Below are 26,915 nucleotides of genomic sequence, written 5' to 3' on the forward strand. Positions count from 1 at the left end.
ATTGATAATTATTCATACCTCACAACCAAGACAGTGGTGTCATCATGTTGAGTGGTGCCGAGAGAAAACTCAAATACGGCATTTATTATCTTACCTACTATGTCTGCAGCCTTTGAGTATTTATTTTTCAATATTACCTCTTCAAACCTTTCAAAACCAAACTCCTCTCCATTTATATTTCTTGCTTCTACAACTCCGTCTGTGAACGCAACGAAAATATCTCCACTTTGTGCCTGAAAATGTTCAATATCGTATACTCCGTTACCAAGTATACCAAAAGGTGTCCCTGTTGATTCTATTTTTATTATTTTGTTGTTTCTCACAACATAAAGGGGATCGTGTCCTGCGTTCAAAATCTCAACCAAGCCGTTTTGATGTATTTTCATGATTATTGACGTTATGAATCTGCCGATTTCAAAATCATCGTGTATCATCTTGTCGAATTGTGAACCGAGAGCTCTAAGGTCATTTGATATGCTACCTGAAAGTCTGAACATACTTCTGAAGGAGGACATAATAAGCGCTGCAGGTAAACCTTTACCAGAAACATCGGCAACACAACAGACTATTGATCCATCTTTTGATTCTATAACATCGTAGTAATCTCCACCAACTTGTACTGCTGATATGCTATCTGCACTTATATCAAGCCAGTTGCTTTTTGGAAATTGCTTAGGAAGGAGCCCCTGTTGAATTCTCCTTGCTATTTGTAATTGCTCTTCAATTCTTTTCTTCTCTATCTCCCTTTGTATCATTATATATCTGTTAACAGCCGTCAAAATTTGCTGTGCAACAGCTTCTGCGATCTTTTTGTCACCGGCTGTAAAAAACCTACTCGAATGATAATTTGAAAGAGCAAGATAGCCATATTCTCCAAATTCTGAAGAAATAGGTATTAAAATGTAACCACCCTTTTGTGGTTCATAGTCTACGAATATCAGTTCGTTATTCTCACTGAGCTGATTTTCGAAATAATCAGCTAATTCATTAACATCTTCTTCTGCACCACCGTGAAATTCAAGGAAAATTTGGTTGTTTATCACGAGTTTTATAATACCTATTGTATAATTTACTGCATTTTTTAAAAGTTTTAGAATACTTTTTAATATTAACCACGGTTCTTCAATGGATGATATGATCTTATTTATCTCAAAGAGAGCAGATAAACCTTCATATGCAGCAGATAGTTCTTCCAACTGTGCATCTATTAATTGTTGAAGCGCTTCGTTATTCGACTTTTGATCTAACATCCATTTTTTTATGTGTTGAGCCAACTCATCGCATCTGTTTATCAAATCTTCTATAGAGGTAACTTCTTCAACGTCTTTTTCGAACAACTTTGCAATGCTTTTTATACAATCTACGATCTTTTTCTCACTGTCTTTATCCAACAATCAGTTTTACCTCCTCGACCAACTGAGTCGGACTGAAAGGTTTTGTCATAACTTTCTTTGCACCAAGCGAAAGTGCTATCTGTTCATCGTTATGACCACCTTTTGCAGTTAGAACGATCACGGGAATATCCTTAATAGATTCATCTTTTTTCATCTCTTTAAGTACTGTAAAACCGTCCATTCGTGGCATCATGATATCTAATATCACAACATCTGGGTGCCAAGAACGCATCTTTTCGAGTCCCTCGATACCATCTACCGCTTCTTCAACTTCCATTCCAAGTTTTCGCAGGTTATAGACTGTTATCTTTCTCAAGACGTCCGAATCATCTACAACTAAAACTTTCATGTTCTTGTCCCTCCAGTATTTTAGAGACATCTTCCCCTTTAGAGAGTGCTTTTTTGCGTACTGCCAAAAAAGTGCCTTCTAATAAAAATGGGTTAAATAATTTTTCCCTATCGATAGTATATTTTATCACAAATATATTTCTTTTCAAAACAACTTCAAGATTTTTCATAACTTCTGCAGGGATAAAAGTTTTTCCTGAATGCTTTAAAACAGGTTCTGAAAGGAAAAGTTCTTTTTCGGAAAACAATAAATATTCATATGCGTCGACAATTTTGTTTAGATTAACCTCACTTTTAAATACCTTAGTGGGCTCTATTCCTTTTGGTGAAAGCATTTTGAGCTTTTCTAAAAATTTGAGGCTATCAAACTCGGTAATTTCATTCCTTAATTTAACAGATACATACATAGCAAGGTCGATCATGCCTGTAGGTGTTGAATCCAAGAAAGAGACCTTAGGCGAAGGGTGAAATCCTTCTGAAAATTGCATTTCTAAACCGCTTCTGTTAAGAACCCTTATTACTGCATTAGCCGATTCTATAGCAGATAGATATCTCATGAGCCCCTTTTTTTTGAAGTGTATTATAATTTGCATATCTCCTCCGTAATCTTTGACTGTTATTCACCGAGATAAACTTTTTTAACCAAGTCATTTTCAAGAACTTCTGAAGGATTTCCAGATGCTAATACTTCACCTTTATGAATAACGTAAAGTCTGTCAACTATGGGTTTTAAAGCTTCCACGGAATGATCTGTTATTATAACACCAATACCACGTTCTTTTAAGTTTATCACTATTTTCTGGATTTCTTTTACTGTCTTTGGGTCAATACCTATGAAAGGTTCATCAAGTAGTACAAATTTCGGTTTTAGCACCATCATTCTTGCAAGTTCTAATCTGCGCTTTTCACCACCGGAAAGTGAATAGGCAAATTGCTTTCTTAAATCCTCTATACCAAACTCACTTAATGCCTCTGTGATTATCTCTTCTTTTTCTTTCCTTCTCAATTTTTGAAATTCTAAAATTGTTCTCAAGTTTTCCTCAACTCTTAGCTCTCTGAAAACAGAAGTTTCTTGCTGCAAATAGGTTATACCCAATCTTGCCCTTTTGTGTATAGGCATGTTTGTAATCTTCTTTTCATTGAAATAAATCTCTCCTTTATTGCAAACAACCACACCTAAGATTATGTTGAATAAAGTAGTCTTACCTGATCCATTTGGACCAAGCAATCCTACTACCTCACCTGTACTAACTTCTAAGGATACGTTGTTCAAAACCACTTTTTTACCAAATTTTTTGAATATACCTTCACACAAAATTCTGTCTTTCATAGAATGTTTGGAATTTATTTCTTCGACGTTTTTAGATATTTTATGAATGCATCAGTAATGTTGTAAGCTTGACTTCCATATGCCATTGTGGTGCTGTTGAAAATAAAGTCGTATCCCATTACTTCTGCGTACTCTTTAACCTTACCAAGTATTTCTGCTTCTATTTGCTGTTGAGTTTGCGCTATTTTTGTGTTTATTGCTTGCTGGTATTCGAGGTATTTTTGTTGTTTTTGAGTGTTATCTTTAATCTTGTCCAACTCTGCTTGATACTTTGCTATCTCATCTTGCATTTGCTTTTGGAAATTAATCCACTTGTCGTAGTTTTGAAGTACTTTATTTGGATCGATGTAAGCAAGTTTGGGACCTGTTTTTGAGTCTGCAGCTGTGCTAACCACAACGGCTAAAATGGTTAAAACTAAAACTAAGATAGGAAACAAATACTTTTTCATCACCAAAACACCTCCAGTTTTTTATGTACTATTTTAAGTTTTGCAATATTACAGAAGCTGCACCAAGTATTCCGGCTTCTTCGAATAGTGGACTTTGCACTATTTCATATGTACCTTTGAAAGAAGGCATAACCAAATGCTCAACTTTTTCCCTCAATGGTTTGAAAAGAATTTCGCCTGCTCTCGAAACACCACCACCAATAACCACAACTTCTGGGTTGAATATATGTATAAAATTTGAGATTCCTATTGCAAGTGCGTTTATCACTATCTCAATTATCGATTTACCGAGCAAGTCTCCTTGCTTAGCTGCATCAAAAACGGCTTTTGCATCTATCTTTTCTGATTTAAAAATGATCGATTCTGGGAACTTTTTTTGCCCTTCAATTGCCATTCTACGGATTGCTGTAGCACTGGCTAAGGATTCTAAACAACCATAATTTCCGCAACCACATTGCGGTCCCTTAGGTTCTATGATAACATGTCCTAATTCGGTTCCAATACCATTATGTCCGGTTATGAGCATGCCATGTGATATAACTCCACCACCAACTCCAGTACCAAGTGTCAAGGCTACTATATGGCTATGTCCTTTAGCTGCACCAAACCACTTTTCGCCTAAAACAAAGGCGTTAGCATCATTTTCAACGTACACAGGTTTACCAAGTTTACTTGATAACATTTCACCAAGTTCAAAGTCAACCCAATCAGGGAAGTTTGGTGAAAATCTTACAATACCCTTATCATGATCAATAGAACCCGGAGAACCGATTCCTACACCAAGATACTCACTACCCTTCGTTATATCTAACACTGCCTTTGCCATTCTTTCAATGACCTTTTCTCTTCCCTCTTGAACGTTAGTTTCTTGCTCAATTTTGTTTTTGATCTTCCCAGTTTCAACTTCGACGAGTCCTACTTTAAAGAAGGTCCCTCCCAGGTCTATACCTACTACATGCATAAATTACTCCTCCTAAAAATGTTTTTTCTTATCACAATAACCTTACTCATTATAACATATGTTCCGGAATTAGTGTATAATATAATTTGTAAAGGTTGTAAATTCTACCCTAAGATTTCTTGAGAAAATTTCAGGAGAGTGGTCGAAGATGGCTGAAATATTTGACCAGGAGTTTTTAGATAAGATTAGAATGCTTTCGCCAGGTACGAGACTTAGAAAAGCTATTGATGATATAATGGATGCTCACGTAGGAGCTTTAATAGTGTTTATAAACGAAGATGAAATAAAAGCAAGACATAGTATCTTTCAATCCGGCTTTAAAATAGATTGTCCATTTACACCCGAAAAACTGTACGAGTTGTCAAAAATGGATGGTGCAATTGTTATTGACGAATCTGTGAATAGAATAATTGCTGCAAATGTTCATCTTGTGCCAGATTCTTCCATTCCAACGAATGAGACGGGCACAAGGCATAGGACAGCAGAGCGTGTTGCAAAACAACTTGGAAAAATGGTGATTGCCATATCCAAGCGTAGGAATGTGTTCACACTTTATTATAAGGACAGAAAATATATTTTTGAAGACATAAATTTTGTATTAACAAAAGTTGGTCAAACAATTAATGCACTTGAGAGATTCAGAGAATCACTCGATAAAAATCTTGATTATTTAGATAAAATGGAATTGAGAGGTGGGGTACCTCTCGATTTTGTTTGTGAGGTACTAATACGTGGTGTTGAAATCAAGGTTATTTCCAACAATATCCTTGTTCATATAGTGGAACTTGGAAATGAAGGTAGATTGGCCTCTTTAAGACTTAGGGAAGTTTTGAAAGATCTTAACGATATACTGGTACTTATTATCATGGATTACTCAAAAAATGAGATAAGTGAAGAAAATGCGAAGATCTTGCTTGACGTACTTACAAAATCGGAACATAGAATTTTAAGCTTTTCCAAGGCTCTTGGATATGATTTGAGTAATCAACAACAAGTTTCAGAAACAATTGTAAGTCCAAGGGGTTATAGAATTTTGAAACGAGAAATACACATTCCAATGAACATATCTCAAAATCTTGTTAGATCTTTTCAAAATATCTCAAACTTGATGAAAACTGATGCAAGTAATTTGCAAAAAGTAGAAGGTATAGGTAGAAAAAGGGCAAAGACGATAATAAGAACATTAAAGCAGATGAGAAAAGGAATTTAATAACCGGAGTCTGAAAATTCAGACTCCGGATACTTACTATATCAAATGTACCACTATTCCACATTTCAGTTTGGGTTCAAACCATGTTGATTTTGGAGGCATTATCTTCCCTTCGTCAGAAACTTTTAGTAGATCATCAATGGATGTGGGAAACATAGCAAATGCTACTTTGAAGGAACCGTTGTCAACTAATCTTACTAACTCCTCTATCCCAAGTATACCGCCAACAAAATCTATCCTTTTATCAGTTCTTGGATTTTCTATACCAAGAATTGGTGCAAGCAGATTATTCTGAAGAATGGAAACATCAAGAGAATCTATCGCATCGTTCTCGTTATAAGTATCTGGTTTTGGAACAAGTTTATACCACTTACCGTCGATGTACATGCCTATTGTATGCTTATGCTCGGGTTTGTAAGTTGCTTCCACTTGTATTACATCAAATTTTTCGCGAACTTTGCTAATAAACTCTTTTTCAGAATACCCATTCAAATCTTTTACAACGCGGTTGTAATCCAGTATTCTTAACTGATTGTGTGGAAAAAGGGCTCCCAAAAAGTAGTTAAATTCTTCGTCTCCAGTGTAGTTGGGATTTTCATTTCTATAATCAATAGCTGCTCTAACTGCCGCGGCAGCCCTATGATGCCCATCAGCTATGTAAAAAGCTTCGACAGATTTGAAAGCATCCGATATTCTTTTAATTTCTTCATCATCCTTGACTATCCACAAAATATGCCTTACACCAGCTTCGCTAACAAAATCATACTCTGGTTGTCCTTTTGCATTTCTGAATATCAAGTTGTCTATTTCTGGGTTAGATTTGTACATCAGAAAGACCGGACCAGAGTGAGCTTTCACAACTTTTACATGCAACGCCCTCTCGTCTTCTTTGTCTTTTCTTGTAAGCTCGTGTTTTTTGATCTTATTTTCTATATATTCATCAACAGAAAAAGTTGCAAAGATTCCTGTTTGGACATGGTCTTTCCAGTGCTGCTGATAAATATAAAAGGCTGGTTTATCGTCAAGGAACATAAATCCTTCATTCACAAGCCACTCAAGATGTTTTCTACCTGTTTCCAGGACTTTTGGATCATGTGTGTTTGCTGAATATTCAAAGTTAATTTCCGGTCTTGATACTTTGTAGAATGTGTAAGGGTTATTTCTTGCAACTTCCCTTGCCTGTTCTTCGGTAACAACATCGTAAGGTTTTGCTGCTATTTTGCTTACCATATCCTTTGTAGGTCTCAGCGCTCTGAATGGTCTCACAACCATGTTTTTTCCCTCCCTTAAATTACAAAGTTATCTTACCTTTGTAAAGCGGAAATTTCTCACACAGTTTGAGTACTTTTTCTGTGACTACCTTAGAGATTTCTTGGTCAACGTTGCCTTCTTCATCTTTCACGTTTTTCAAAACTGTTACTATAAGTTCCGCTATTTCTTCCATTTGCTCTTCTTTCATACCTCGTGTTGTAAGTGCTGGTGTACCAAGTCTTATTCCACTTGCAACAAACGGTGATCGCGTTTCGTTTGGTATAGTGTTTTTATTAACCGTTATGTGGCAATATCCTAAGGCTGTCTCAGCCGCTTTACCAGTAACGTTTAGTGGCGTGAGATCAACAAGCATAAGGTGTGTATCAGTTCCTCCTGATACTATTCGCAATCCTCTCTGTTCAAGTGCATTTGCAAGTGCTTTTGCATTCTTAACTATTTGTTTTTGGTATTCTTTGAATTCTTCTGTTAATGCTTCTTTAAAGCATACTGCCTTAGCTGCAATTACGTGCATAAGTGGTCCACCTTGGATACCCGGGAAGATGGTTTTGTTTATAGCTTTGTAAATCTCCTCATCGTTAGTAAGAATTAAACCGCCACGTGGTCCTCTAAGCGTTTTATGCGTTGTACTCGTAACAACATGGGCATATTCAACTGGATTTGGATAAATACCAGCCGCAACAAGACCAGCAAAGTGTGCCATATCAACTACAAGGTATGCACCAACTTCATCGGCAATTTCTCTGAATTTCTTAAAGTCTATAATTCGCGAATAAGCGCTACCACCTGCAACTATAATCTTTGGACGATGTTCAAGTGCTAGTTTTCTAACTTCCTCATAGTCTATCATTTCCGTTTGTGGATTAACGCCATATTGGACCACTTTGTAGATCTGACCGGAAAAGTTAACGTTAGCTCCATGCGTTAGATGTCCCCCGTGACTTAATGACATTCCCATCAATACACTACCGGGTTCTGCCAATGCAAAATAAGCTCCCATGTTTGCCTGTGAACCTGAGTGTGGCTGAACATTTGCGTATTTTGCGTTGAAGAGCTTCTTCGCCCTTTCTCTTGCAAGTGTTTCTGCCACATCAACCCATTCGCAACCACCGTAGTACCTTTTTTTTGGATAACCTTCCGCATACTTGTTTGTTAATACACTCCCCATTGCCTCCATAACTGCTGGCGAGACGAAGTTTTCCGAAGCTATCAACTCAAGACCATACTCTTGTCTTTCAAATTCTTTAATTATTACTTCGTATATCTCTGGATCAGCTTGCTTTACAAACTCCCACACAATCAACACCTCCAGATGTTTTTTTTTCATAATCTAAAATGAATAAGTTAGAATTCAGAGAAATTAAATAAATCAAGTTATGCGATCTTAGCATGTTTAACTGTAGTTCTCAAAATAATTATATCCTATATCAAAAAAATCGTGGAGTTTTAAAAACCCCACGATTAATTGAAAATAAGTATGTTTTTAAAGTTTTACACATCAAAATTTATTAATACTTATTTTTGATATTTTTTAAGGTACTCTGTTAAAAATCCTTTGATTGTGCTGGTCATGGTGTTTACAATCTCTTTTGTTACTGTATATAAACCTTCAAGTTTACCAGCTTCTTCAAGATCTTTAAAATCCCCCATCTGTGGGATTCTATTATACAAAACCTCACCAAATGCTTTTTTCATTTCTGAGTGGACTTGAGGAAATTTAGAATATCCGTACATCATGATTTCATTTACAAGCTGTTCATAATTATTTGAAATAAACCTTTCAGGAGTTTGTTGGATAATTTTCCTTATTTCTTCCTTATGTTTTGAATAAAACATTAAATAAAGAAGATAATTGTCATAAGTATAGTGAGCATTGTTAAGCATCTTCATAGTCGTTTTATCAAACAATCCTGTCAAAACTTCCCAGAAAGTTCCTGGACATTCGTGGTATGGTTGAAAAAGATCTTGCATATAGTGAAGAGCATAAGAAAGAAACCGATATCCCCAATACTCATCGTTCTTAGCAAATGCTTGTTTTGACATTTCTACAAAGTACAAGAAAGATTTGTCGCCTTCGAAGGCTTCTATAATACCGAGTTTGTATCGCATGTGTCTAACACCTTGGCTGTTACCTATTAAAGCCTGTAATAAAGAAAGGTTTAAACCTTCATCCATTCCAAAATCAGGAAATTGAGCATAAATTGTAAGTATTTGCCAAACTGGAAGCTTACCATTGGTAGGTATAGGATCTGGTGGAAATATCCCATCTCCGAGATCATCGAAAAATTTTCTTTTACCTGCAAAATCTTCTTTGTAATAATACTCTGAATTGTAAACTCTTGTCTCCTTATAAGAATATGGAGTAACTGTGACCAATCTTTCTTTGTCTATGTTAGTCGAGCTGATAACCAAATAAGTGTAAGCTTCATGACCACTCCAAGAAAACACTATAGTCTGAAAAAGTAACAAGACCAAAGCAATTAAAACTGTAAAATTTTTCATAGTCTTTTCCTCCCTATTTAATTTACTTTACTCAAATCACTGCTCGAAAAAATACAGCAGCAATTCCGGAAACCTTTTAGCCCATGCACTTTCTGAATGTATAGCGCCTTGATCTTCCATATAAACGAGTTGTACATTTGTCTTCTTCTGAAGTAACTTGTACATGTTGCGAGCGTCGATCACATAAATCTCTGGATTTGAACTTTCTCGAGTTCCAACATCCATATAAATCTTAGTAGGATATGGCACTTCAGTAAAAGTGACGAAATCAAATATTTTTTTATCTGCAAACCAAAATGCAGGACTCATAACACCCACTTTTGAAAATACGTTGTTGTATTTAAATCCTATGTAAAGTGAAATAAGTCCGCCAAGTGAGGAACCTGCTATAGCTGTGTTGTCTCTATCTGGTAGTGTTCTGAAGTTTTTGTCTATGTATGGTTTTAGCGTTTTAACGATGAATTCTGCGTAAAGATCACCCTTTCCACCGCCATAGTTCTTGTCAACCCATGGCGAATATTCATTTCTTCTATCATTTCCTGTGTTATATATTCCAACAATAATTATAGGCTTTATTAATCCTTCCTTAATAAAACTTTCGGTTGTTTCGTCAGCACTCCATTCTATACCACTGAATGATGTTGAAGCATCGAATATGTTTTGCCCATCATGCATATACAAAACTGGGTAACGTTCGTTAGAAGAATCGTAATTTGGAGGAAGATAGATAATTATATTCCGAGAATTATTAAGTTCAGGGGAGTAGAAATCTTTGATTAATTTTATGTTTCCAGTATACGTTGATTTTAAACCAGCCATTTGCTTTTCCACAAAATCCCTCCAATGATAGATTTTTATGTTCAGCGTAACATCACTATTCACTTCGAGTATCCGGTTGGGGATTTCTTCACCTTTCGCTCCTTTTTCAACACTTTCCCAAGATCCTCTCGTGAACTTGAATTCTATTTTGCCACTAAAATCGAATGTTCCAACAAATCTGTTTTCTTCTTTCCTCAATTGGTAATCTACATCCCCTGGGTTCCAACTGTTGAAATTTCCAGCTATGTACAACTTACTATCTTTTGGAGTATAGTCCGGTACCTCGACTACAAATGTTACTTTGTAACCAAAAAACATGGTTGCAAATATCAAAACCACAAAAAGCAAAATCTTTTTCATCAGATTCTACCCCCCATAAAGTTGCCCTTTTTAAAATGCATTTATATTATATCAATAAACTAACCAAAAACCAAATATCTTAGACATTATTTCGCTTAAACTAACCTTTCAAGCCACTTCCAACTAGTGATTTAACAAACAAATCCTGCAATAAGAAAAATAGTAAAAGCGTTGGGAATAGTGCGATCATTGTCGCAGCCATGATTATACCCCAATTGTTTGAAGATTCCGCGTTTATTATCATATTTATAGCAACTTGAACGGTTTTCATATCATCTTTCATTCCAACTATCATGGGCCATAAGTACATATTCCATGCGTACGTAAAATTGATAATAGCAGCTCCACCAATAACTGGTCTTGAAAGCGGTAACACTACTTTAATAAGGTATTGTATAGGTGTTGCACCGTCTATCAAAGCGGCATCTTCATAATCTTTGGGAATAGTTTTAAAATGTTGCTGAAATAAGAACACATTCGTGGCACTTGCTGTAAATGGAATTATCATTGCCTGATAAGTATTTACCCATCCTAATTTACTGATTATTTGAAAAAGTGGTACTATCAACAAAATTTCTGCAGGTATGTACAATGTAGCGAATATTATTCCAAAAGAAACCCTCTCTCCTTTGAATCTGAAATTTGCATAAGAATAACCGGCAAGTATTCCGGTGAATAGTTTACCTAAGGTTATCGAAATAGATATAACAAAACTATTAAATATCATCTTCCCAAATGGGACTATCTTAAACGCATCTGTATAGTTTTTGAGATTGAATCCCCTTGGGAGTATTTTTGGTGGGTAAGAAAATACAAACTCTGACGGCTGCAAACTCATCGTAAGTGCTAAGAATATCGGAGCAAACATGAATACTGAAAACATAAACAATGTTATTTCAATTAAAGTTGTGTTTATTATCTTTTTTGCTCTTTTAGTCATTTTAACTCACCCCTAAGTCATCATTCATTGGTAATGTACACTTTTTCTGCCCAATTTGAAGTACACAAAGGTTACTATAACCATTATTAGAAATAAAATTATGCTTTGCGCTGATGCAGGACCCGTTTTGGAAAATCTAAATCCGTCAAGATATATTCTATATATTACGTTCGTCGTGTAATCACCAGGTCCACCTTTTGTCATTACATCTATTATTGCAAATGATTGAAACATTGCATTTATAATACTCATTATGATTAAATAATAAGTAATTGGTGATAATAAAGGAAATATTATTTTCCAAATCCTGTTCCACACATTAGCGCCGTCAAGTTTTCCTGCTTCTATGAGCTCATCAGGTATGCTTTGTAAACCTGCAAGGTAAAAAATAATATTAAAAGGTAATGTTTTCCATATAGCAGCTATTATTACGGCGTAAGCAGCGTAAGGAGCAGTAGTTAACCAGTTAACCTGAACTCCAAATAAACGTGCCATTAGATAGTTGACATGGCCAACTACCGGGTTAAGAAGAAATCCCCAAAGCGCACCCGCGACAGCAGTTGAGACAGCATATGGTGCAAAAACAAGTGTTCTAAAGATTCTTATACCTGGGACCTTTTGATTGAGTAGTAAGGCGATGAAAAACGACAAAAATACCGAGATAAGAACTGTCACAACAGTAAATGTTAATGTGAAATTAAGCGAATTTAAGAATTTAGGATCTGAAAATATCTCAACATAGTTGTCAATCCACACAAATATTTTTCTGTTACCAAAAACGGAGACCTTGAAAAAGCTAAGGTAAAAGGAATTGAAAGCGGGAAGATATATAAAAATTGTTATTATAAGAAAGGTTGGTAGTAAGAATACATAAGGAATCCATCTTCTCATTCAATTTCACCTCGCATGTCAGAATTACATCAAAAGAGGCTGGCTGAAAAGCCAGCCTCTTTTTCTTATTACGTTAGTTCTTAGAAATATTGCCTTATAGCCTTGTTTGCTTCCCTTTCAGCTTCTTCGAGAGCTTGTTTTGGTGTTAACTGACCATTTATCATTTTTTCTACAGCATTCTCGATTGCAGTCCTTATTTCTGGAAAAGCTCCAACAACAGCTCCCATGGTTGCATAGGATGGAATTGTTTCAAGTAACTGCTTTATAGCCACATAGTGCAGTGGGTTTGTATTGTAATAACCTTCCTTTTCTAGTTTCTCTTTTGCTTCAAGTCTCACTGGGAAATAGCCTGTACCTTTATGCCATACTATTTGAGGTTCAACATCTGCCAGATATTTTACCAACTTCCATGCTGCATCAATTTCTTCCTGGTTCTTTTGCTTTATTATCCAAAGGCTTCCACCACCGACTATAACACCAGCTCTTTGGACACCATCTGGAATAGGTATATAAGCAGCTCCTATTTCGAATCCTTGTTTTTGAGCTTCCGATGTTAATAAAGCAACGTCCGAAGTAGAAGTAATAATCATACCCACAGTTTGTGAAATGAAGAGTTGACGTGCGGCAGTCCAATCACCTTTCTTTGTATTAATCATTAGTCCTTCTTTTGTAAGCGTGTTCCAAAATTCCATAATCTTCAGTCCAGCATCATTGTTAAAGAGAACCTTTGTTGGGTTTCCTGTTCTTCCGTTATTGTTATCAACTAAGAGCTTGTTTTGCTCAGCCATCCACTGTTCAAAAAACCACGCATAAAGTGGCCATGTAATGCCTGTTCTTATTATGTTGCCTTTTTCATCTTTCTTAACGAGTTTTCTGCAGTAATTTATTACCTCACTGAAAGTTTTTGGTGGTTTGTTTGGGTCCAAACCTACTTGTTTGAAAAGGGTTTTGTTGTAAAAAAGAAGTGGTGTTGAACTGTTCCAAGGCATTGAGTACAGTTTACCACCGATACTGTAATAATTTCTTACTTGTGGTAATAATTTGTTCTTATCGAAAGATGGATCTTTTTTTATAAGATCTTCAACTGGTACAATAACTCCACTATCAATCATCTTCTTGGTACTTATTTCATTTAGTTGTACAACATGTGGTGGTGTACCAGCTTGCAATGAAGCCACAGTCTTTGCTAAGATCTCCTCGTAACTGCCAACGTATTGAACTTCAACGGCTATATCCGGGTTAGCCTTCATAAACTCATTGACCATGTTTTGGATTAGCTCGATTCTCCAGCCTCCCATTGCATGCCAAAATTGAATCTTGACTTTTGCAAGGGAAATAACCGTAACAAAAATTAGCAAGAAGATAAAAAGCTTTCTCATAACAACACCTCCCCAGAAAGTTGTGGTCGTTGAGAGCCTTTATTTAATGTTACAACATCATTGTTAAGCTTGTCTTAATTATATAACCAAAGTTCAAAATTAACCCAAGTAAAAAAATCAGAGCTTTTAAAAGGTTTCCTTACCTTTTAAAAGCTCTGATTGGTAATCGGATGCTTTCTAATATATTTTAAGCTTCTTCCTCCATTAATTCATATTCAAATACTATTTCATCTCCGTTTTCAAGTGAGTCTGTAAATCCGGTTTTTCTGCCGTTTTTGTAAAGTGTGTAATTTTTAATTTTTCTTGGGTCAAAGTTAATTACTTTGAGTATATCAGCTACGATGAACCCTTGGTCATCAGTAAGTTGAGTTCTTATCTTGTCTCCGTTTCTTATTTCGTATTCGGGAGAAACAAGTTGATCATTGACCCAGACGAGTGTGCCGTCTTTTGTAATTAAAGTCGGTTGACCATTTATATTAACGATAATACTGATTTTCTCCATTTCAGGTAATTCCCTTACTTTAGGATATTTGAAAACTAAGGCGTATGTGATCTCGTCACCTGGTTCTACGATGTTTTCGTCTGATAACTCCAACTCACCTTTAAAAATTTTAACCTCTCCAGCAATTGTTTCTTTGTAAACATTGTTTATGGAATACTCAATCTTTATTAGATCAGTACTGAGAAATTCTCGAATTTCCTTGATTTTTATCTTCTCAAATTTTATTTTATCTCCGTCGTTCAGTTCAACGTTTCCCTTGACTTCTATGTCGTTTAGTAAGACCTTTGGATAGTATTCAATTATCTGCTCGCTTTCCATAGATTTCAACCTCACAGGTTTTATCACATCGTACAAAGTCGCTTTAGCGTCTTCTCCATCAATTGCTTGCCCGACTTCAATGGTATCACCATGCCTAACGGCATCCCGTAAAGTGCCTTCTTTACCATTTATCTTCACCAAAGCAGGAACGGGCATTTTACCTTTAATGACAACCGGTTCACCGTTTAAATCTACAACTATAGACTTTCCTGGTTTCCCAATTAATTTTCTCATCTCTATTCCAGATTGGACAAGTACTTCCCATGCTGTGTACGTACCTTTAAATCCTATTAGCTGTATAGTTTCACCATTCACAGTTACCGATTCAAAAACAGCGCCTGTTTTGTGTAAGGCAGTGTATCCTATTCCAAGTGGAGTTATGAATTCACTTCCGTGTATTGTATTTGTGTTATCAATAAAATCCAAATTTTTTGCCATCTTAAGTGATACTACCTCTTCATCCATTCCGAGGTTTTTCGCAAGGTATGTTGCAAATATAGGGACTTTGGCACCACCGCCAACAATAAGCACAGCTTGAGGTTTATCTCCATTTAGCTGTATTATTTCTTCGGCTACTTTTTTGGTTATCTTGTCCACAGGATCGGAAATTGTGTTTATTAGTTCTTCACGAGTGATTTCTTTCTCTTTATCTAAAATGTTTCTTACCTTGATTACCTCGAAATTTTCTATGTTTCTTTTCACATATTCTGCTGTCGAAAAGTCGAGTAAGAACTTTTTTGTTATTGCTTCTGTTATTTCATCACCCGCAAGTGGTACCATTCCATAAGCAATTATTGTACCATCTTTTGATATAGCTATGTCACTCGTGCCTGCTCCAACATCAACTAATGCCAAGTTCAATATTCTTAAATCTTCAGGGACTGTTACATTAACGGCAGCGATAGGTTCGAGCGTAAGATGTGTTATCGTAAGGTTGACTTTTTTGAGTACCGATAACATAGCCTCAACTACATGGCTTGGCAAATATGTTGCTACAACCTTTATATATGCACTTTTTCCTTTCAAGCCTTCAAGTTTTTTAAACCACATACCATCCAGCTCGTACCTGATAACAGAATATCCGACACAGTACATATTTGGTTCAATATTCTCTGTTGCCTTTGCTACCGCATCTAATTCCATGCGCACTACCATATCTTTTGTTATTTCAACAGGTTCATCAAATTCAACGGTGTTTTCGCCCACATAAGTTTTCAAAAATCGACCTGCAAGTGCTACAGCCACCTTATCCAACTTTATGTTGTTTCTCTCCTCTAGTTGCCTCTTAACGATCGAAACTGCCTTTGCAACCTTTTCAACATCATGTATCTGACCATCAAGCATTGCACGATGTTCGTGTTCCCTTATTACAACATCGTGAACAACCATTTTATCGTCTTCGTCTAAATCTACAAGTAGTCCAGCTATTTTTCTTGTTCCAATATCAAGCGCAAATACCATACTCACACCTCCGCATATGAATTGGCTACATCTTTTTCAATTCTATTGGCTGCTCATAGATAATCGATAATTTCTTTAAAAGCTTGGAGTACTTTTGGGTCGAAATGTTCAGGATTAACTCTTCCATCTCCTTCGAATATTATTCTCAGTGCTTCCGCTTTGTTATAAGGATGTTTATAAGGTCTGTTTGATACTAAAGCATCGTACACATCCGCTATCTTTACTATTCTTTCCTCAAGTGGTATATCTTCACCTTTTAAACCAAACGGATAACCCGTGCCATCGTAATTTTCGTGATGATACTTTGCTATGTTCAAAGCTACTTTGAACCTCGGATGACTAAGTATACGTTCTGCATAAATGGTGTGTTTTTTTATTTCTTCCCATTCTTCTGGAGTTAAAGGACCAGGTTTGTTAAGTATTTCTTGTGGAATAAAGACTTTGCCTATATCGTGCAAGGATGAAAAATAAATTATATCTTCTTTCAGATAAGCATCTCCAACAAGTTTGTCACACAGCTTTTCAACGATAAATTTGACTCGATGAAGATGCTTTCCTGTTCCTTCTTCGAAACCTTCGACGATATAAGATAATCTCAATGAAAAATCATGGAAAGCTTCTTTTATTTCCAATGAAAGTTTTTGAATTTCTTTGTAAGAGGCTTCCAGTTCTTGGTTCGAAGCGTTGATTTCTTGAACATTTGCGGTTATGATTTCCGATAGGTTTGAAAAGGCAATTAAGGTGTCGTTAACTTCTTCAATGAAAGATTCCCTATGAGTATTGTAAAAACCTGTATTTCCATATTCGTTTATAGCCTCCTCTATTTTGTCAATTTCCTTAGCTAACGTTTTTGAAAGTTTTGCGTTAAAAAACAATATTGACACAACAATTAACGTACCGACGACAGTTATTAATTCTATAACCAAGAAAATTCCACGAAAATTCGTACGAACGTAAATCTCAAAGTTTTGTGAAATTAATCCATCTATAATAGAGTACGTCATCAAATGTTCTTTTTTGTACAACCTTGAGTAAGAAAATCCGGATGCTTTCTTGTTTGAAGCTGTTTCAAATATAGGAGAAATCGGTATTCCGTTAAACAATATGCTTACTTGCTCAACAAAAGTTGAAATACTTTTAACTATTCTGAAATCATTTTCAAATAGATCAGGATTAATTGCAAATCCCAGTTCAAGAATTTGACCATTCGTCATTTTTTTGTAAACAAATATCCTCCTACTTCCTGTCTTCAGTTCACTTCCGACACTTTGTACGTAATATTTCGATTGATCAAGCTCTTTGTTAAGCAGTTTCCAAAAAGTCTCGTAAATAGATAAATTCAAACCTGTGTCTGTTTCATAATCTGTCTCTATAATAGTTCCATCCCGGGAAATTATGTAATAATTTATCCTTGTAAAATCTTGTTCGTAATTCATTTTCAGTTCTTGACTGAGGAAATCGGATACGGCGTTTTTGTCTCCCTTTTCTATCAGCTTTTCCACAAGATCGATGGTCTGTATGAATTTTTCGTTGTATCTATATGCAATCAGTTTTGTTTTTTCGTTAATGTTTGAGAATATTGAAGATACGGTTCTCAAGATAGAACCTGTTATCGAGTTTGAAAGAACTTGAAAGACAAGGTAACTTGAAATTGCAAGAATGCTTAGCGAGATTCCAACAACGATAAAGACCGTTTTCAGATAATACCTTGATACATAATTACCTAATTTAATTATCTTAGTTTTTCCTTTTTCCACACGTTTTTCACCTCAACTGCTTCAAATCTCCACAACAGTCACACCTACACCGCCTTCATCAGGTCGACCAAAGCGGTAGTTCTTTATTCTCTTATCATGTCTAAGGTAGTTCCAGATTCCTGTTGCCAATTTTCCTGTGCCTTTACCGTGGATAATGTAACCTGTTGAAAAATCAGAATAAATCAGTTGATCAATAAACTCATCAATCTTTTCAACTGCTTCCTCAACTGTTAACCCTCTTACGTCGATTTCATTTTTTGATATACTACTGGTTATAACTTTTGTCGAGATGTTTGTGTTGTTTTCTGAGTTTTTTAAATCTTCACGCTTATCAGTAGGTGATATTTTAACAAGCTTTTCTGGTTTTACTTCTATCTTTATACCGTTAAAGTCGACTAAATAACCTTTTGTTTTTATTTCAATAACCTTTCCAACTGCATTTCCTTCGATCAACTTAACATGATCACCTAAGGAAATTGAACGACTTTCTCGGGGCACTTTAGCTTCGTAAATTACCTTTTCGACTTTCTCCTGGATCTTTTCAAGTTGTTTAACTTCACTTTCCATTTCTTTCAAGCGCTTCCTTATCAACTCCTCGCTTTCAGATTTTTTACTTAAAAGTGATATCTGTAAATCTCTCTTTGCTTTTTGAATATCTTTGTAAACTTCTCTAAGTTCCTTATCAAACTGTTCTATCCTTTTAAGTTTTAATAATTTATACTTTTCTTCAAAATCACGTTTTTGCTTTTGATATTCCCTCAGCGTGTTTTCAAGTTCTCTTTTTCTTATCTCAAGTTCACTAACATGTTTATTTAAATCTTTTATAAGCTGTTCTATTTTTATGTGTTCTTCATCAAGATGCTTTTGTGCTTCTTGTAGTATATTCTCCGAGAGCCCGTATTTCCTTGCAATTTCAAATGCATGGGATGCACCAGGGATGTTCATAAGTATTCTGTATGTAGGTGAAAGAGTTTCTGGATTGAATTCCATAGATGCACTGATTAGCTTATCGTGAGACATTGAGTAAAGTTTTACAGGTGTTAAGTGTGTTGTAACTATGAATTTTATGTTTCTGGAGATCAACTCACCTATTATTCCGAGTGCTATAGCACTACCCTCGTAAGGGTCTGTACCTGAACCTAACTCGTCTATAAGCACCAAAGAATTTTCGTCGGCAAGCTCCAAAGCCTTGACGATATTAACTATATGTCCAGAAAATGTACTCAAGTTTTCTAATATATTTTGACTGTCTCCAATGTCTACATAAACATCGAAGTTCGGAATTCGTGAGCTTTCACCAACTAGTAATGGGAAACCACTCCTTGCTAACAATATCGAAAGTGCTATAGTTTTTAAAGAGACAGTTTTACCACCTGTGTTGGGTCCTGTAATAACGATCCCTACTTTGTCTGATGGTAGCTCAACGTCTATAGGTACAACCTTATCCTCCGGTATCAGCGGATGCATTGCTTTTGAAAGTTTAAGGTAATTAGACTCGGGGAATATTATAGAAGCACCTTTTTCCAAGATATACTTGACTCTTGCAAACAATCCATCCAATCGCTTAAGAACTTCTATATCATTCTTTATCGTTGGTAATTTATCAAAAACTTTGCTTGTTAACTCCCTGAGGATCCTTGAAATTTCTTTTGCTTCCTCTTCAGTTAAAATCTTTATCTTGTCGTTCAACTGAATAAATTCCTCGGGTTCGAGGTAAACTGTAGAACCTGAAGAGGACGTACCATGTACAATTCCTTTTATTTTACTGCGCTCAGTTGATTTAACAGGGAACACATATCTGTCGTTTCTTATAGTATAGCTTAATTCTTGTAAGAGATTCTGATTGTGCAAAATAAAACGCTCTGCTTTGTGTCTTAATTCCTTTGTTAGCTGCGTATGTTCGGTTCTGATCTTTCTGAGTAAAATAGAAGCACTATCTTTAACATTTCCATTTTCATCTATGACTTTTTTTATATTTTCTATAATTTCTTCGTAGGTGTTTAATTTGTACACAAGATTGGAAATGCCAGATTGAAAAATAGAATTTCTCTGCTCTTTGAACATGAGCTTAATTCGTTTTATACCTTCAAGAAATTTGAGTATCTGCAAGAACTCAGTGCCTTCCAATAAAAGTCCATTTTCAACTTTTTGTAATAAAGGTCGCACATCAGCAAATCCATCAGGATCTGGAAATCCGTTGTTTTTAACAAAATCTGTAAGTTCGGAGAGATAAGTCAGTTCTTGCTGCACATTTAAGTTGTAAGGATTCAAAGATTCAAGGTATTCTTTTCCTAAGGAAGAGTAACAATAGCGTTTGTAAGTTTCTAATACTTCATTGTAGTCGATTTTTTTTCTTAAGTTTTGCAAGTAATTAAGCTTTTTGTCTGTTGTATTTTCCATTCGTATTCCTCCGTTAGTTATAAATTATTTACCTTAACACAAATACGTTACCATAGATTTTCTTGGCATCTAAATAAAATTCTGGGTTATGTTTTTTGCTTAGTACAAACAAAACCCTTCGTTGTATTTTTGGTACATCAACGTAGCCATCTGTGAAAATTACCATACCCTCACATCTGAATTTTGTTTGAGCTATATCAACTGCAGGTTGTAAATCTGTTTCTCCTCCTCCGAAAATCTCTAAGTTTCTCCAACCTCCAAATCGGTATTCCCCTACAAAAGTCACTGATTTGTCAACTTGAATCAACGTGAAATTTATTCCATTCTTAGCAATTGAGTCTATTTCGCTTATAAAACAGTTTAATTCCTCTTCAATTATGCTTCCACTTGTATCCAAAATAACTACAAGTTTAGGTTCGTATACGAATTTCCAACCAGGCTGATCTTCATATCTCCTGTTTGGCTTTAAAGGTGTGGAATATTTATCACCACGTTGAGATAAACCAACAAATTTTTTCAACGCTGTTTCCCAGTTTATAATAGGATTCGATATGCTCAGACTCACATTTTGTCTGAGTCCAGAGGGTAACTCACTGCCAAATAGGTTGAACGCCTTTTCAAGCCTTTTTTGGGTAATCTCAACAATCATTTCAATGGGTACATCACTTTCAAAAGTATGATTATTTGGCAACCTTTCTGCAACCGCTTCAACATCAAAGTTCCCCTTTTTGATGAATTCGTTTAAAATGTATTCATAATATTCTTCAACACTTTTATTTAACATATTTGCGGGAGGACCTACGAATATAAGATCATTATCTGTTCCATGTCCTTCTTCTATCAGTACATTCAAAGGTACGCTTAAAGCATCAATTTCTGGAATAAATTGGTTTATGGCCGCGTCTTTTGCAAGATTCCAGATCATCATATCCTTTTTGTCTTTTGGTCTTATAAGGTGATGTCTATTGATAACGTGCATTATTTCATGCAAAAGGAGTCCTTCAATAATTGATGGATTTTTAAGGTACAAACTAACTGGGTTGTAAAGGAAAAGAAGGTCTCCATTTCTTGTTATTGTCAGTGCAATATTTTTAACATTAGCTTCTTTGAATTTGCATCCCATTAGCAAATAAGCGTAAAAGGCGTTCTTTTTGATCAGATTTCCCAAAGCACTGTCTATTTTATCGTCGATCTTCAAACGTACTCCACCTTTCGATCAAATCAACTTTAGAACGAAATTTTAAATCGACCCTCAAAATACACTGTGTTGTCGCCAGTTATAAAAGTACTCCTATAAGATAACCACCTAATTAATGCACTGTAACCAATTGAGAGTGATAGAAATTCGTTAAAATAAGTTAGTTTAAAATCAATTTTAGTCCTTAGTAACTGATCGGTTTTCACGGTGGGGATACTAACTCCAAAAGCTGGATCGTACCAAAGATACAATGCTGAGTAATGCATAGCAAACTGTACCTTAAACTTATTCTGGAGCGTCCATGAAGGCACAATGGATATATACGTTCTTCCAACTTCTGTTGCTTCGTTCGTTATTGTATTTCGTACGATCATCGTTAGTGGAAAGCTCAGTTCAAATGTGGTTATATCAACCGTTGGTTTTACTGATAGCTGGTAAGAATTACTTAAAAAGTCAACTCCACTGTAAATTCCTATTCTCAAATATCCATCTTTATCCATATCGGTTGCGAATCCTATTTCAGAATACGGATATCCAACAATATACTCGATTGCGTCTATTTTTCCATATATTCCCATTCCTTCCTTTGTGTTGAAGAAAAACTGCACTGGAAAATTGAGATGGGGAATGATTACTATGAGTAAAAACACTAATGTAGCCGTTATCTGTAAATTTCTCAAACACATCACCCCTTAAAAAAATGATGCACTTCTAAATTATAATTATACCACAATATCATAAGATAAGTTTCGGAGAAAGAACAAATCCCGGGAAAATCCCGGGAAAGCAAGGTTAAATATAATTTGTTACTAAATTGAATCTACTTATAGGAAAAAACTTAAAAGAATAGGTATTATGAGGTAAATAGAAAAATATTTCAAGTGAGCAGAAATTGTTAACATTTTTACTATAACAAGCGCAATTAGACCTGAGAAAAACGCACCTGCAAATCCAGAGAAGATCAATGGAGTGAACGTAATATGTCGCATCTCAAAAAGTCCTGCAGCCAAGGTTATTGGTATGCTCATTAAAAAAGAATACTTAAACGCGTCGGTTCTTGCCATACCTACAATTAACGCTCCCACAAGTGTAAGTCCACTTCTTGATACACCTGGTAAAATTGCTACTGCTTGGAAAAGTCCTATTGTTAGTGCATCTATATAACTCAATGTCTCCATTGTCTTTTTTCCAGAGAATTTATCGGAATACCAAAGTGCGACGGCAGTTATGATGAAGAACAGACCAATTAACTTTTGAGACGACAATGCCTCATTGATTTTTTTTTCAAAAAGCAATCCAATCACACCTGCTGGAACAGAAGAAACGATAATTTTAAATGCCAATTGCCAAGAATCTTTTTGTAATCTAATTAACCCTAAGATTATAGTCCAGACATCATTCCACAGAAAGATCAAGACGACCAAAAAAGTAGCAAGATGTAAAAACGCAAAGAGTGCCAAATCAGATGGTAAGCTCATAAGTTTTGAGAAAAGTCCAAGATGACCAGAACTTGAAACAGGTAGAAATTCTGTTAACCCTTGTACAACACCTAAGAGAAATTCTTTCAAAAAGCTCACTCCTTTTTATTGCTCGATTATCTATAAAGATCAAACAAAAGTCCGTTTATTTCCCCAACTTTTTGTGCGAGCTTTATCGTATCTTTTTCAGCTTCCATAAGTAAAGAGGAAATTTGAAGTAATTTTTCATCTATTTGTTCTGCAACAATATGTAATCTAGGTTGAGAAAGAGAGAAATCATATTTACCAGATATCTTATATAAGTTTTTCTCTATGTATTTCAGTACGTTTTTAATACGTTCTTTGTATTTTTTAAGATTGTCTGGTGTAGGGGAACGTACAAAGTCATTTCCAGCCTCGATTACATCAGAAACCATCTCTTCAATGGTTTTTCTAATAGCTTCTTCTTCGGCTTCTTCAAAAATACCAAAAAATGCCGCTTCTTTTTTATGCGACACTTCTTCCTTTTTATGTGTTTTTTTTCCTTTGATAGCACCGCTCTTTAACTTAGGATCGTTGGAAGGTGGTTCAATACGCACACTTTCACATCCTTAAAGTTACTTTTGTACTTTTTCAACACTTTTTGCTACATTTTCTGCTAACTGTTTAAATGCGTGTTCTATCTCGCTTTCTCTGTAATAAATAGTTATAGGTTTTCCCTCATCAAGAAGTTCAAGTGCTCTTGGATCCATTGGTATTCTACCAAGCACAGGTACATTGTATTCTTCTGATAGCTTATCAGCTCCACCTTTTCCAAACGGGTAGATGATTTCTTCTTTACACCTCATATAAGACATGTTTTCAACGATACCAAGTATTGGTTGATTCATTGTTTGGACAAAAGTAATAGCTCTTCTGACGTCGTCTAATGCTACTTTTTGAGGTGTTGTAACGATGAGCACACCATTTATTTTTCCAATCGTTTGAAAGAGACTTAACGCTTCATCACCTGTTCCTGGGGGCAAATCAAAAATCATGAAATCAAGTTTTCCCCATTCTGCATCACCTAAGAATTGCTTTATAGCTGAGTGTTTTAATGGTCCTCTCCAAATTATTGGTTTACCTTCCTCAACGAGCATGGATATCGAAAGTGCTTTCAAATTTGGGAATATATGGGCTGGAATCAGACGTTCATTCTCATCAACAGAAGGGCTAGCATTAACACCCAGCATCCTAACAATATCTGGTCCGTGAATATCTATGTCAAGTATTCCAACGTTGTACCCACTCTCTGCAAGTGCTGTAGCTAAGTTTACACAAATCGTGGTTTTCCCAACTCCTCCCTTACCACTTAACACGGCTACAAAATATTTAACATCTTCTTTTAGTCTTTTAATCTTCTGATCTTCTGGAAGCCTCAAATTCATTTTAAATCTCCTTTCTAAGTCTTTATCGTTGATTTTCGAGAATCTCTTTGTAATTTTCCGTTAAATACTTAGCAGCATCTTCTGGTGGTACAGGATTGATATAAAATCCGGATCCCCATTCAAACCCTGCAACTCTTGTGAGTCTTGGTATTATCTCAACATGCCAGTGATAGTGAAATTTTCCTTCTTCGCCAACCGGCGCTGTGTGAATCAAGAAATTGTATGGCGGGTTATTTAATACTACATGAATCTTATGAAGTGTATCTTTCATAATTTGAGCAAAAGATCTGACTTCTGGTTCTGTGATACTTCCAAAATCGTGTGCATGCCTTTTTGGAAGTACCCATGTTTCAAACGGAAACCTTGCAGCATACGGTTCAAATGCAATGAAGTGCTCATTTTCTTCAACTATTCTTCTTGATTCAATCCTTTCTTGGTTTATCATATCACAAAAAACACATCTTTCTTTATAAGAATAATAGTCTTTTGAACCATCAAGTTCTTCTTGAACTGTCTTGGGTATGACAGGTGTTGCAATTATCTGACTATGAGGATGAGCAAGCGAGGCACCACCTTCTTTTCCATGGTTTCGGAATATGAGTATATACCTCACTTTTTCATCTTGCGCCATAGCTCTGTATCTCGTCAAATATGCCCAAATAACTTCCTCTGTTTGCCTATAGTCGTAAAGTGCAAATGTTGAATTATGATCGGGTGTTTCTACTATTACTTCGTGATAACCAAATCCAGTCATCGCATCGTACATTCCGTGTCCGTACCTGTCAACTGGTAATTCTGGATCGACTGCAGGAAATTTATTCGAAACAACCCTAACCCACCATCCAGGCGTATTCGGCTGCGTATCAGCAGGTCTAAATGCCAAAATTTCAGGAGGGGTCGTATGTTCGTTGCCATAATCAAACGGACAGAATGCCACTTTTACTTCTTCAGGTTGAACTTGAAAATCGTGTGGTCTTTTTGCACGCTCGGTGGAGATAATAACCCACCTTTTTACAACAGGATCCTTTCTATACTCGGGCATATCAGTTCCTCCTTGTGCGATTTATCTCAACATCAAAACATTTCACTTATGAACTTTTGATTTTGCTCTCTGGTAAAGTTTTACATATTCTTTTGCTGATTTTTCCCAACTCAGATCAGTCTTCATTGCATTGTTTACAACCTGATTCCAATCCTCGGGACTGTTGTAAAAATACAGTGCCTTTGCGACAGCCTTTAGTAGGTGAGCAGGATCAAATCCTTCAAATCCAAATCCATTTCCTTCTTTTGTTTCTGGGTTATACTCTTTTACAGTATCAACCAAACCTCCCGTGTATCTTACAATTGGAATCGTCCCGTATCTTAAACTGTACATTTGACCAAGCCCACAAGGTTCGTATCGTGACGGCATAAGGAACATATCCGCACCAGCGTATATTTTTTGTGCAAGCACGATGTCGAATTTTAGATTTACAGAATATTTTTCTGGATATTTGCTTCCCAACTTTCTGAACATCTGCTCGTATTTTTCATCACCTGTACCGAGCAATACAAACTGTAAGTCAAACAAAGAAACATAATCCATAATCTCTGCCATGATATCGAGTCCCTTTTGGTCAACAAGTCTATTGATCATACCTATCAGTGGAACATCTTTCTCGGGTAGCCCGAGCTCTTTTTGAAGCATCCTTTTATTTTCTTTTTTCTTATTTATATTCTCCAAATCGTACTTAACGTAAATTCGTTCATCAGTTGCTGGATTATATTCTTCATAATCTATCCCATTCAGTATACCATATAGATCCGAAGATCTAACCCTCAAAACCCCATCGAGTTTTTCACCGTATTCTTTTGTCTGGATCTCATGCGCGTAAGTCGGACTCACGGTGCTAATAATATCGGCAAATATTATACCACCTTTTAGAAAATTGATCTTTCCATAAAATTCGAGCCCATCAATGTTGTAAAGATAATCTGGCAATCCTGCAAATTTGAGATACTCAGGCTCATACAACCCTTGATAGCCAAGATTGTGTATAGTTAAAATGCTTGCCATCTTTAAAAAAGCAGGATCGTCGCGGAACACGGTCTTCAAGTAGACCGGTATTAGAGCAGTCTGCCAATCATTTACATGAATTACGTCATAATCAAAATCCAATTTCCTTATTGCTTCAAGTACGGAACAAGAAAAATATATCGCTTGCTCGGCAAGATTCGGACCTTGGTAAACATCATCAGCGCTGAAATAATATTCATTTGCTATTAGGAAAACATTTACCGATTTAGAACCGGGTAGATTTGTTTTATAGATATCAAATTTTTCATCTGTTCTCAAAACAGGCGTATCAACACTACAAGCTATCTTTTCAATAATCCATCCATTCTTTTCCGCATTTTGTCTGACTTTCTTGTGAAATGGCATATAAATGTCGACATTTATTCCAAGCTTTTCAAGATACTTTGGAAGTGCCCCAACAACATCTGCTAGCCCACCCACTTTGGCGAATGGATAGACTTCGTAAGAAACCATGGCAATCTTCATA

Annotated in this window: 24 protein-coding genes; 1 reads left to right on the forward strand and 23 read right to left on the reverse strand. The window is 35.8% G+C overall.

The window, feature by feature from the left end; all coding sequences use genetic code 11:
- Positions 1-8: 8 nt before the first annotated feature.
- From N2Z58_00900 to N2Z58_00925, 6 genes are read right to left on the reverse strand one after another with little or no spacing between them, the layout of a single operon-like run.
- Positions 9-1,391 carry a SpoIIE family protein phosphatase gene (locus N2Z58_00900; GenBank protein ID MCX7653228.1) on the reverse strand — a complete coding sequence of 461 codons (1,383 nt, stop codon included), beginning with the start codon at positions 1,389-1,391 and terminating at the stop codon, positions 9-11.
- Positions 1,384-1,743 carry a response regulator gene (locus N2Z58_00905; GenBank protein MCX7653229.1) on the reverse strand — a complete coding sequence of 120 codons (360 nt, stop codon included), beginning with the start codon at positions 1,741-1,743 and terminating at the stop codon, positions 1,384-1,386. The genes N2Z58_00900 and N2Z58_00905 overlap by 8 nt, the downstream gene beginning before the upstream one ends.
- Positions 1,721-2,335, reverse strand: coding sequence for a TIGR03936 family radical SAM-associated protein (locus N2Z58_00910; protein ID MCX7653230.1), 615 nt, complete (start codon positions 2,333-2,335; stop codon positions 1,721-1,723). The genes N2Z58_00905 and N2Z58_00910 overlap by 23 nt, the downstream gene beginning before the upstream one ends.
- Before the next feature lie 23 nt (positions 2,336-2,358).
- Positions 2,359-3,072: an LPS export ABC transporter ATP-binding protein gene (gene lptB / locus N2Z58_00915; GenBank protein MCX7653231.1), complete on the reverse strand. Its 714-nt coding sequence runs from the start codon at positions 3,070-3,072 to the stop codon at positions 2,359-2,361.
- Positions 3,073-3,086: 14 nt separating this feature from the next.
- Positions 3,087-3,521 (reverse strand): OmpH family outer membrane protein, encoded by a 435-nt coding sequence (locus N2Z58_00920; GenBank protein MCX7653232.1) that lies wholly within the window; start codon positions 3,519-3,521, stop codon positions 3,087-3,089.
- Between the two features lie 28 nt (positions 3,522-3,549).
- A complete protein-coding gene (locus N2Z58_00925; protein ID MCX7653233.1) occupies positions 3,550-4,482 on the reverse strand; it encodes an ROK family protein in 933 nt (310 codons plus the stop codon).
- Between the two features lie 148 nt (positions 4,483-4,630).
- Here N2Z58_00925 and disA point away from each other — a divergent pair, with 148 nt between their 5' ends.
- Complete coding sequence (disA, locus tag N2Z58_00930) at positions 4,631-5,692, forward strand: DNA integrity scanning diadenylate cyclase DisA (protein MCX7653234.1); 1,062 nt, start codon at positions 4,631-4,633, stop codon at positions 5,690-5,692.
- 36 nt (positions 5,693-5,728) lie between these two features.
- Here disA and N2Z58_00935 read toward each other — a convergent pair whose 3' ends face one another.
- The 17 genes from N2Z58_00935 to N2Z58_01015 all read right to left on the reverse strand — a co-directional run bounded on the left by N2Z58_00935 (position 5,729) and on the right by N2Z58_01015 (position 26,914).
- Positions 5,729-6,964, reverse strand: coding sequence for a DUF1015 family protein (locus N2Z58_00935; GenBank protein ID MCX7653235.1), 1,236 nt, complete (start codon positions 6,962-6,964; stop codon positions 5,729-5,731).
- A gap of 19 nt (positions 6,965-6,983) precedes the next feature.
- Entirely contained in the window at positions 6,984-8,288 is a 1,305-nt protein-coding gene (locus N2Z58_00940; GenBank protein ID MCX7653236.1) for a serine hydroxymethyltransferase, read from the reverse strand.
- A gap of 188 nt (positions 8,289-8,476) precedes the next feature.
- Entirely contained in the window at positions 8,477-9,463 is a 987-nt protein-coding gene (locus N2Z58_00945; protein MCX7653237.1) for a hypothetical protein, read from the reverse strand.
- 36 nt (positions 9,464-9,499) lie between these two features.
- Complete coding sequence (locus N2Z58_00950; GenBank protein ID MCX7653238.1) at positions 9,500-10,642, reverse strand: alpha/beta hydrolase-fold protein; 1,143 nt, start codon at positions 10,640-10,642, stop codon at positions 9,500-9,502.
- 100 nt (positions 10,643-10,742) lie between these two features.
- Entirely contained in the window at positions 10,743-11,582 is an 840-nt protein-coding gene (locus N2Z58_00955) for a carbohydrate ABC transporter permease (GenBank protein MCX7653239.1), read from the reverse strand.
- A gap of 24 nt (positions 11,583-11,606) precedes the next feature.
- Positions 11,607-12,473 (reverse strand): sugar ABC transporter permease, encoded by an 867-nt coding sequence (locus N2Z58_00960; protein ID MCX7653240.1) that lies wholly within the window; start codon positions 12,471-12,473, stop codon positions 11,607-11,609.
- 80 nt (positions 12,474-12,553) lie between these two features.
- Positions 12,554-13,852, reverse strand: a complete 1,299-nt coding sequence (locus tag N2Z58_00965) for an ABC transporter substrate-binding protein (protein MCX7653241.1) — start codon at positions 13,850-13,852, stop codon at positions 12,554-12,556.
- Positions 13,853-14,039: 187 nt separating this feature from the next.
- Entirely contained in the window at positions 14,040-16,133 is a 2,094-nt protein-coding gene (locus N2Z58_00970; GenBank protein MCX7653242.1) for a cell division protein FtsA, read from the reverse strand.
- 53 nt (positions 16,134-16,186) lie between these two features.
- Positions 16,187-17,890, reverse strand: a complete 1,704-nt coding sequence (locus N2Z58_00975; protein MCX7653243.1) for an HD domain-containing protein — start codon at positions 17,888-17,890, stop codon at positions 16,187-16,189.
- Between the two features lie 21 nt (positions 17,891-17,911).
- Positions 17,912-20,290, reverse strand: a complete 2,379-nt coding sequence (locus tag N2Z58_00980) for an endonuclease MutS2 (protein MCX7653244.1) — start codon at positions 20,288-20,290, stop codon at positions 17,912-17,914.
- A 28-nt stretch (positions 20,291-20,318) separates the two neighbouring features.
- Complete coding sequence (locus N2Z58_00985) at positions 20,319-21,488, reverse strand: VWA-like domain-containing protein (protein MCX7653245.1); 1,170 nt, start codon at positions 21,486-21,488, stop codon at positions 20,319-20,321.
- Positions 21,489-21,517: 29 nt separating this feature from the next.
- Positions 21,518-22,168, reverse strand: a complete 651-nt coding sequence (locus N2Z58_00990) for a hypothetical protein (GenBank protein ID MCX7653246.1) — start codon at positions 22,166-22,168, stop codon at positions 21,518-21,520.
- Between the two features lie 144 nt (positions 22,169-22,312).
- On the reverse strand, positions 22,313-23,065 hold the full coding sequence (locus N2Z58_00995) for an undecaprenyl-diphosphate phosphatase (protein ID MCX7653247.1): 753 nt from the start codon (positions 23,063-23,065) through the stop codon (positions 22,313-22,315).
- Between the two features lie 17 nt (positions 23,066-23,082).
- On the reverse strand, positions 23,083-23,544 hold the full coding sequence (locus tag N2Z58_01000) for a YaaR family protein (protein ID MCX7653248.1): 462 nt from the start codon (positions 23,542-23,544) through the stop codon (positions 23,083-23,085).
- Between the two features lie 18 nt (positions 23,545-23,562).
- Positions 23,563-24,372 (reverse strand): Mrp/NBP35 family ATP-binding protein, encoded by an 810-nt coding sequence (locus N2Z58_01005; protein ID MCX7653249.1) that lies wholly within the window; start codon positions 24,370-24,372, stop codon positions 23,563-23,565.
- Positions 24,373-24,394: 22 nt separating this feature from the next.
- On the reverse strand, positions 24,395-25,414 hold the full coding sequence (gene galT, locus N2Z58_01010) for a galactose-1-phosphate uridylyltransferase (protein ID MCX7653250.1): 1,020 nt from the start codon (positions 25,412-25,414) through the stop codon (positions 24,395-24,397).
- A gap of 42 nt (positions 25,415-25,456) precedes the next feature.
- The gene (locus N2Z58_01015; GenBank protein MCX7653251.1) at positions 25,457-26,914 is read right to left on the reverse strand and encodes a glycogen synthase; all 1,458 of its coding nucleotides are present in this window, start codon (positions 26,912-26,914) and stop codon (positions 25,457-25,459) included.
- Position 26,915 lies beyond the last annotated feature (1 nt).

The sequence above is a fragment of the Fervidobacterium sp. genome (assembly GCA_026419195.1).
Taxonomy (GTDB): Bacteria; Thermotogota; Thermotogae; order Thermotogales; family Fervidobacteriaceae; genus Fervidobacterium.